Annotated in this window: 6 protein-coding genes; all 6 read right to left on the bottom strand. The window is 41.6% G+C overall.

What is annotated here, in order from left to right:
* Positions 1–265 precede the first annotated feature (265 nt).
* The 6 genes from QZ998_RS08015 to QZ998_RS07990 all read right to left on the bottom strand — a co-directional run bounded on the left by QZ998_RS08015 (position 266) and on the right by QZ998_RS07990 (position 9,265).
* Complete coding sequence (locus tag QZ998_RS08015; protein WP_296559536.1) at positions 266–1,654, bottom strand: ATP-binding protein; 1,389 nt, start codon at positions 1,652–1,654, stop codon at positions 266–268.
* Positions 1,644–2,357 carry a response regulator transcription factor gene (locus QZ998_RS08010; protein WP_296559534.1) on the bottom strand — a complete coding sequence of 238 codons (714 nt, stop codon included), beginning with the start codon at positions 2,355–2,357 and terminating at the stop codon, positions 1,644–1,646. The genes QZ998_RS08015 and QZ998_RS08010 overlap by 11 nt, the downstream gene beginning before the upstream one ends.
* A gap of 17 nt (positions 2,358–2,374) precedes the next feature.
* Positions 2,375–3,049 carry a hypothetical protein gene (locus QZ998_RS08005; protein WP_296559533.1) on the bottom strand — a complete coding sequence of 225 codons (675 nt, stop codon included), beginning with the start codon at positions 3,047–3,049 and terminating at the stop codon, positions 2,375–2,377.
* 29 nt (positions 3,050–3,078) lie between these two features.
* Entirely contained in the window at positions 3,079–5,538 is a 2,460-nt protein-coding gene (locus tag QZ998_RS08000; RefSeq protein ID WP_296559532.1) for a heavy metal translocating P-type ATPase, read from the bottom strand.
* Between the two features lie 40 nt (positions 5,539–5,578).
* A complete protein-coding gene (locus tag QZ998_RS07995) occupies positions 5,579–6,943 on the bottom strand; it encodes a sulfite exporter TauE/SafE family protein (protein WP_296559530.1) in 1,365 nt (454 codons plus the stop codon).
* A gap of 327 nt (positions 6,944–7,270) precedes the next feature.
* Positions 7,271–9,265: a sigma 54-interacting transcriptional regulator gene (locus tag QZ998_RS07990; RefSeq protein ID WP_296559537.1), complete on the bottom strand. Its 1,995-nt coding sequence runs from the start codon at positions 9,263–9,265 to the stop codon at positions 7,271–7,273.
* Positions 9,266–9,368 lie beyond the last annotated feature (103 nt).

Below are 9,368 nucleotides of genomic sequence, written 5' to 3'. Positions count from 1 at the left end.
AAGTTGCTGACATCAACTAAATACTTTTTTCTTTTACCTGTTTTTTTCTTGAAAACACCAGGGTTTATTAAAGTTACCCCTTTCTCAATCTTTTGTTTCTGTCATTAAAAAATAACCGCTTGACATATTACCAGATTGCTTGTATGTTCAATTAAATATTTAACGAGGGGCGATCCGTGACCAAAGGATCTAGATCCTCGCCTGCACACTGTGCAATTGCCAGTTCGATTTACAAAATTCTTTAATTCGACTTATATAGTCGTTTTTATTTGGGCAGGGTTATCGTAAAACAACTTCCCTCACTCAACCGACTTTCTACTTCAACGGTTCCGCCATGAGCACTGACAATCGATTTGACAATCGCCAGCCCAATCCCTGTGCCTCCGGTCATTCGGTTCCGGGATTTATCCGCACGATAAAAGCGTTCAAAGATAAATGGCAGATCTTCCTCACCTATCCCAATACCATTATCTTTGATCTGAATTTTTTGATCCGTATCTGATTCAGACAGGCTAACCTCTATCGCTCCACCTTCCGGGGTATATTTAACCGCATTAGAAATAAGATTGATCAACACCTGAGTGATCCGATTTAAGTCGGCCTCAATGTCAGAACCCATCCCTGTTGTGACAACATCCAGATTCTTTTTCTTTATTTCTGCAGCAAGGCTGTATAATGCCTTATCGATCGCTTCGACGATATTTATTTTAGACTTTTGCAGTTTTATATTTTCACTTTCAACCTTTGCCAGACTCTCCAGATCTTGGATGATTTTTCCAATCCGCAATATTTCATCATGACAGCTTTTCAACCGCTCGGTTGTCGGTTCCCAAACTCCTTCAATCATTGCCTCAATATGAGTTCCAACAGATGTGAGTGGCGTTCTCAACTCATGAGCAACATCTGCTGTCAATTGTTTTCTGAGCGCCTCCTGTTTTCCTAAAGAGTCGGCCAAATGGTTAATGGTAATAATAAGTTCATCCAACTCTTTTGTATTTGAGCTTTCTTTAATACGAACTGCATAGTCTCCATCGGAAATTTCTTTTGCAACACTAACGGTTTTTAAAATTGGACTACTCAATCTTTTAGCCAGGAAAGTCCCCAGTATAAAAGAAAAAAACAAAGAAAACAAACCAATTCCGATGAGAATTGTATTGAGTGATTTTAAAAATTGAAAATCGTCCTCATTTAAAAAATAAGGTCCGTAATAACTGATCTGAACGGTTCCGATAATCTCGTTGTTTTTGATAAGACTTAACGATTTTTCTGTGAATTCACCTTCCCGAGCGCGACGCAGCATTGTCATTCGCTGGTTGATTTCGTCTGTTACCTGTTCACAGAGACTCATATCGCATGTTTGAGCATCCCATATTATTTGTCCTTCGGCATCCATTACCGAAATAAGATAGCCGTCATTTAAGGCGTACATCCCAATGGTATGAACAAAGTCAGCATCCCATGTTTTTGCTACTGAATCATATTGCTGGCTAAGGTTATCGGCAATTTCCAGCGTTCGCTTATCCTGTTGAACCGCCAGATAATTGGTAAATTGTTTCTCAATAAAAAAATTGGACAACAGACTGATTAAACCAATCGTTAACAGTAATACCAATGCAAAGGTCAAGGAAAACTTTGTTCTCAAACTATGTTTCATGGGTTTCACCCCCAAATTTATAACCAATCCCGTAACTCGTCAGCACATAAACTGGATTTTTAGGATCTGTTTCGATTTTTTGCCGTAGGTTCTTGATATGGCTATCGACGGCTCGATCATAACCTTCAAATTCATCGCCTAAGGCTATTTTGATTAAATCCTCCCGGGTAAAAACCCTACTGGGATATTTTATTAATGCCGCCAGTATTTTATATTCATTTGGGGTAAGATTAATTTCTAGTTGATTTTTTTTAATACGATGACTTTCAAAATCAACTTCTAAGTCACTACCATTGAAAGAGGCTTTATTATAAAGCGGTACCAGATCATCGCTTGATCTGCGAAGAACTGCTTCGATTCTGGCATAAAGAGCTTTTAAGCTAAATGGTTTGGTAATATAATCATCTGCTCCGATATTAAGACCTCTTAGCATATCCACTTCTTCAATTTTTGCGGTAAGCATAATAATTGGCACCCGGGATTTTTTTCTGATCTGAATACATATTTCTTCACCTGTCATATCTGGAAGCATCAGGTCTAAAACAATGAGAGCAATATTTCCCCGCTCAAATATTTCGAGAGCTTGTTTGCCGTTTTCCGCTGCAAAGACGGTAAAGCCTTTACTTTCTAAAAAAGACTTTACCACCTCAATTATTTTGGGCTCATCATCGACAACAAGCACTTTTTTCAAATGATTGTCCACTCTTTTCTACCTCTCGACTATTTAATACTAAACGGTTTTAAGAATTTATCCACTTCAATTGGTTTATTATCTTCATCTTCGGTGCTGACTTTGGCAAAAACCCAGCCTTCTACTTTTTCCGGATCAACGCCGGCATCGATAAAGATTTGTGGATTTAATACAAAGACAATGTCTTTGTCATTGGTATTCAGGTCTTTGGCCCACTCAAACATATTCCCATCACCAAGGTCAACACCATAATGATCAAGAGCGGTGTGGTATTTAATATGATCACGTTTCAGATTGACAATCTGTTGATAGGACGCCAGTGGCGTCACTTCGCCACTATAGGTTAATTTTTCATCCCCTAACATTGTTCCGACCATAATTTTATCATCAATAACCATCTCTTCGGGAAGCTTAGTGAGATCAAGTCCGGCCTCAATAAATGGTTTTGCATCCACTTCCAGCATCACATCGTGCGGGGTGCCACTGCTGTAGTCCTTACTCCAGATGAACCGGGCAGTTCCATCGGGTGCTGACAGGGCCCAGCCGCCATTTATCTCATCTTCGGCAATTTGGTTGGGGACTGCCTTAAGCACTGCATCAAATGATGCGATAGAAGTATTGCCGACGACATCGGTCTGCTGGCAACCAGCCAGGACAACTAAAAATAATAGGACTGTCCCGGCTAAAACAATTTTCTTTTTCATGATCTCTGCTCCTCTTTTTTCTTGATTTTTTATGGTTTGAAACCTTTTAATCTAAGTGCGTTGGTGAGCACCGAAACCGAGCTCAGTGACATCGCGGCGGCGGCAAAAATGGGATTCAGCAGTGGCCCGCCAAACAGATAGAGCAGTCCGGCAGCGATGGGAATTCCTGCTACATTATAACCAAATGCCCATACCAAATTTTGTTTAATGTTACGAATGGTACTTTTGCTGAGTTTAATGGCCGTCGGAACGTCCATCAGATCACTTCGCATCAGCACAATGTCGGCGGATTCCATGGCGACATCGGTACCGGAGCCAATCGCAATACCAATATCGGCCTGAACCAATGCCGGCGCGTCGTTGATGCCATCCCCAACCATGGCCACTTTTCGGCCTTCTGACTGGAGTTTCTTAACCTCATTTGATTTATCCTGGGGCAGTACCTCGGCCAGAACCCGATCAATGCCAACCAGTCTGGCAATGGCTGCCGCGGTTTTTTTATTGTCACCGGTGATCATCGCCACTTCGATACCCATTTCATGGAGTTTGGCAATAGCGGCTTTACTGCTGGCTTTGACAACGTCTGCCACGGCAATAATCCCGGACAATTGACCATTCATGGCAATGTACATGGGGGTTTTGCCTTCTTCTGCCAGCCGATCTGATTCTGCTTCCAGAGTGATCAGCGAAATATTGTTCTGTTCCATCATTTTCCGGTTGCCCAGTAGCAACCGGGAACCATCAACTTCTACTTCAATCCCATATCCAGGAATCGCCTTGAAGGTATCAATTTTAAGTATTTTAAGGTTTTCTTTTTCGGCGCCTCGGACAATCGCTTCACCCAAGGGATGTTCTGATCCTTTTTCAGCGGAAGCGGCAATTTGAAGAAGCCAATCCCGGTCAACCCCGGCCGTTGTGACAATGTCTGTTACTTCAGGCTTCCCTTCAGTGATGGTGCCGGTTTTATCAAAAACAATGGTATTAATCAGATGGGTGGTTTCCAGGGCTTCTCCACCCTTAATTAAAATGCCATACTCGGCGCCCTTTCCGGTTCCCACCATTATCGCGGTTGGAGTCGCCAAGCCAAGTGCGCAGGGGCAGGCGATGACTAGAATCGAAATAAATATGGTCATCGCAAAGACAAAGGTATGGCCGGTAAAATACCAACCAGCGAAGGCCAGAACCGCGATGACAAACACAATCGGAACAAAATAACTGGACACAATATCGGCCAACTGGGCAATCGGTGCCTTTGAACCCTGGGCATCTTCCACCAGTTTGATGATTTGAGCGAGGGCTGTATCGCCACCAATTTTTGTTGCTCTGAATTGGATCACACCATTTTTATTAATACTGGCTGCATATACCATATCCCCTGATTTTTTATCGATGGGCATACTTTCTCCGGTGAGCATCGATTCATCAATGGCGGTGTTTCCTTCAATGACGATCCCGTCAACCGGAATTTTGCCCCCGGGTTTAACCAGGATCACATCATCAATTTCCACCTCATCAATGGGTGTTTCAATTTCGGTGCCATCCCGGATGACAATGGCCGTTTTAGGCGCCAGACCCATAAGTTTTTTAATCGCTTCAGACGTTTTTCCTTTGGATACTGCTTCCAGATATTTTCCTAACAGGATCAAGGTAATGATAACCCCGGCGGTTTCAAAATACAAATCTTCAACTGCCCCGAAATTTCCTGCACTAATCTGATAAACAGAATAAAGGCTATAGAGAATCGCTGCCGTGGTTCCCATCGCGATCAATGAATCCATATTGGGACTGCGCTGGATGATCGCTTTGAAACCGACAATATAAAAGCGGTAACCAGCAATAATAATCGGAATGGTCAGGACTATTTGAACCAAAGCATAACTCAAGGGATAATGCATCGGTTCCAGAAAGTTGGGGATTGGCAGTCGCAACCACCAGATCATCGCCCCCATGGCAATGTAAAGAAGCGGTACACAGAATACTGTCGAGATGATTAACTTTGTCTTGAGGGTTCGTATTTCTTTTTCCTTCCGCAGTTTATCTTCATCTACGGCAGTTTTTTTCTCTATTTCCAGTGCCTGATAGCCAGCTTTTTCAATTGCTTGTCGAATCGCCGAGAGTTTTACTTGCTGGGAGTCATAGTGAACAGTGGCTTTTTCAGTGACCAGATTAACAGTTGCAGTGGTGACCCCTTCAAGTTTACTCAGCGCCTTTTCAACCCGAGCCGAGCAGGCGGCACAGGTCATCCCGACAATGGGGATGGTCACTTCATTTATTGTTGTAATTTCTACCGTTTTGTATCCGGCTTTTTCAATGGCTTCATCAATTTTTTGCCGGGACGTCTCCGCTTCATTGTATTCAACCGACAGTCTTTCGGTTGCAAAATTCACTGATGCATCCGATACTCCAGCCATCTTACTGACAACTTTTTCAACCCTGGCCGCACATGCCGCACAGGTCATTCCGGTTATTTTAATGGTTTCTTTTTTCATTTGGTTTTCCTCTTTCTATACTATTACCCGTTATTATCTCTTAATTAACAATTGTTATACTACTCCTAATCATCCCCATCCAACAGCTATAGGGTACTGTTCCTGTTTTGGTGGGAGTGAATTCAATGATATTGTCACCAGCTACTAATTTTTTCTCAATACCGTAACTGGGAATCAAGATTTTGTTGTTACACCCATTAATGTCACTGGCTTCGGCCTGGATGGTCCATTTAACCGGCACCCCAGCCTTGACGGTAATGGGTTCATAACGGTTGGGTGAAAGCTTTGTTGTGATTGTCTGAACGCCCTGGTTGAGCAGGGCGGTATTACTTTGCTCTGCTTCGATATCCGTTGCTGCACTGCCTGATAGCAAAGGCAGTGCGATTCCCGATAAACTAATGCCGTTACTGAACATAAACACGCCCAATATCAAAACTAACACGGCACTGGCTGTCATCATTTTACTGGTAAATTTTTTACTGAGAAATGAGCTAAACGCTCCTAATCCAAACATCAGTGGCACCGTACCCAAACTAAATGCCAGCATCGATATGGCTCCCTGTACCGGATCACCGGTGGAAAGTGCATAGAGCTGCATCGCCTGGAGTGGCCCACAAGGCATTAAGCCATTTAAAAGTCCAACATAGAGGGGACTGTTGCTTTTTTTCTGTTCATTGATCTTACTAGCAAAAATCTTCGGCATTCTGGGACTTAGCTTACGCAGCCAAGGAAAAAGATCGAGCATATTAAGGCCCATAATTACCATGAAAATCCCGGCTGCAACAGCAACAATTCCTTTTGCCGCACCGGAAAAGCTGATGACCGACCCTAGTGCACCGACAATCCCGCCAATGATGGTGTAAGACATCACCCGTCCGGTATTATATAGAATGCCAGGCCTAAGATTTGCCATTTTATTTTCATTTTTTATGCTTGCCTTTGGAACACATTGAGAAAGATTGATCCCCCCACACATGGCAACGCAGTGGACGGATGTGAGTAAGCCGATTAAAAATAACGCACCGTAACCAACACCTAGTTTTGCCTCTGGAAAGGCGTTAAAGATATTAAAACCACCAAAGTAATTTACAATCATAAATGCTGCAATAATGATGACCCCGATCCCCAAAACTTCTGTGATTTTAGTTTCCTTTACATCATTTTTATTCTTTTGTTTTTCGCCTGCTCGCTTTACAAGATAATCCATATTTTCAATAGTCTTTATAATAGTTGACAGCTTGACACGATCCGGATCGTATGTAAAACTGACCTGTGAACGCGAATAATTTGCAGTAGCACTGGTTACACCCTTAAGCTTCTTTAGTCTGTTCTCAATCCGATTTTCGCAGTTAACGCAGGTCATCCCACTAACCGAAAATGTCTTTGTTATGTGCTTTTTTTCCATTGATCATTCTCCTTGATTCGTCTTAACTGATGCTATCATAACAGTAACTTTTGTAGAACTTATGGAGATATTGTATTGATTGTAATTTAGTCTTATCTTTAATCGCAGATTCCAAGACAAAATTCACTATATTATGAAAATCTGTCTGGGCAGCAAAACAAAAAAGGTTCTCGACATAATTAGTCGAGAACCCTTTGAACTAGGCTTATCTTTTAAACTCTACTTTTAAACTACATAATTTATGCTAATTTAATATTTGCTTACGGAGAATTTTCTGAAACAATTTGATCTTTCTGATCACGTTCTTGTATTAGCTTCTCGTAATAATTAACTATGTTTATGTCCCTTCCTATATCGATCATCATACCAGAATTCTCGCGGTTTATTACCGATTTCAAGTTTAATTTCATATTTATTAATTTTACTGTAAAGTGTGTTCCTCTGAATCCCTAGGGCTTGCGCCGCTTGACTGATGTTTCCCTTGTAAATCTTTAAAACCCGCTTAATATGTTCCTTTTCAACATAGCTCATATCTAGTAGCGCGGGATCCAGATCTTCTAGACGCTCATCCCGCAATTCTAGCGGCGATTTATCGACATAAGCGGTGAATTTTGTAGATAGATCTGTTTGCTCAGAATTTTTTAAAAAATAGTGATCGGGAAAGGATTCGGTATTGATCATCAATTCTACGACATTTTCCAGTTCCCTCACATTACCCGGCCAATTGTAAGTTTCTAGCATCCTCATGTTTTTATCAGTAATCGGGAATTCATTTTTCTCATATTTCGATGACAGGTTTTTCATAAAATAATGAAACAAGATGACTATGTCACTTTTTCGTTCCCGTAATGGTGGTAAATACAGAGGCAAAACATTTAGGCGGTAAAAAAGATCTTTTCTAAAACGTCCCAGCTCCACTTCTTTTTTCAGATCTTTGTTGCTAGCAGCGATTATCCGGACGTCGATGGGAATGGATCGCTGACTGCCAATTTTTGTGATGACGTTTTCCTGCAGTACCCGCAGTAATCGGGTTTGCATATCCAGGGGCATCTCATCAATTTCATCCAGCATAATAGTACCATTATTGGCCTGCTCAAATTTTCCGATGTATCCACCTTTTTTTGCTCCGGTATAGACACCTTCCTCATAACCAAAAAGCTCGGATTCAATTAACTGATTGGGAATCGCTCCACAATTAAGTGCCACAAAGGGTTCATCCATCCGCTTGCTATGATTATGAATGGCTTGGGCAAAAACTTCTTTTCCGCAACCACTTTCTCCCAAAATGATAATCGTTGAACGGTTGTTAGCGATTTTTTTTGCATATTCAATGGTACTGACAAAATGGCGATCCTGTCCCATGATTTTATCAAAGGTATAATAGGGTTGCTCACATTTCTGAATTTTCCGGGTCTGGTCTTCCTTTAATACAAAGACAATTTCAATGCTATCGTCCTGGGGATTATAAATCGGACTGGCCGTCATCTGACAATGAAAATGATTGCGTAGCGCCTTGATATTAATAATCCGGTTGACATGTTTTTCAGAGTGAATCGCAACCTTAATATTTTCCCAATCTTCGATAATTTCAGAGACATTGGTCGCTGAGAGCTGTTTATACTTATTGCCAAAAAGATCCATGGCTTTTTGATTATAAATTTTAATCATCCCATCCAGATTGGCGGTAAGAATCGCCACTGGCATCGAATTAAAGATCGTTTTGATATGTTTGTTGGTCATATTCTGAAGTCTGTTGTATTCTTTGGCCTTGAGCATCTCCTCAATGGCATTCGATGCTGCAATTACCATTCCCAGGGTATGGGGATGCACCGAATCCGAATAACCAGTGAGATCCAGTGCAGCAATTAAATTGCCATTAGGATCCCGAATCGGTGCTCCCGAACAGGTCCAGCGATGATAAGCTTTTACCAGATGGTCTGTTCCGGACATTTGAATCGGCTGTCCCGATTTAATTACCAATGACATGGCGTTGGTGCCAATATGCTCTTCACTCATATAGGCACCAGCCACCATTTTTAGTTCAAAGGCTTCTGTTAATATTTTCTCATCGCCGATGGCGTTGAGGATGCAGCCATCCTTATCAGTTAACAAAACGAAAAAATTGTTACCCCGGACAATACTCATCAGATGTTCCATATAGGGAGCGGCTGTCAAGATTAGATCACGGTTCTCTGAAAACTTAGCCTGCAACTCACTGTGATCAATCATTTTTTTACTAAAAACCTGATCCTCAGTAATCCCATATCCGACACAGCGTTGCTTTGATTCTTTTATGATTGCTTCGTAAATATTTTTATTCATCTTTATAACCATTCCTTTCGCTTCGCTCAAGGCACAAAACGTCGTGAAACATCTTGCCTTTAAGCATCATTCTAATTATTCTATAGCCATAGGGATAACTGTG

The organism is uncultured Acetobacterium sp., assembly GCF_927416815.1.
In the GTDB taxonomy this organism is placed as follows: Bacteria; Bacillota; Clostridia; order Eubacteriales; family Eubacteriaceae; genus Acetobacterium.
This window is presented reverse-complemented; position numbering and strand designations above follow the sequence as displayed.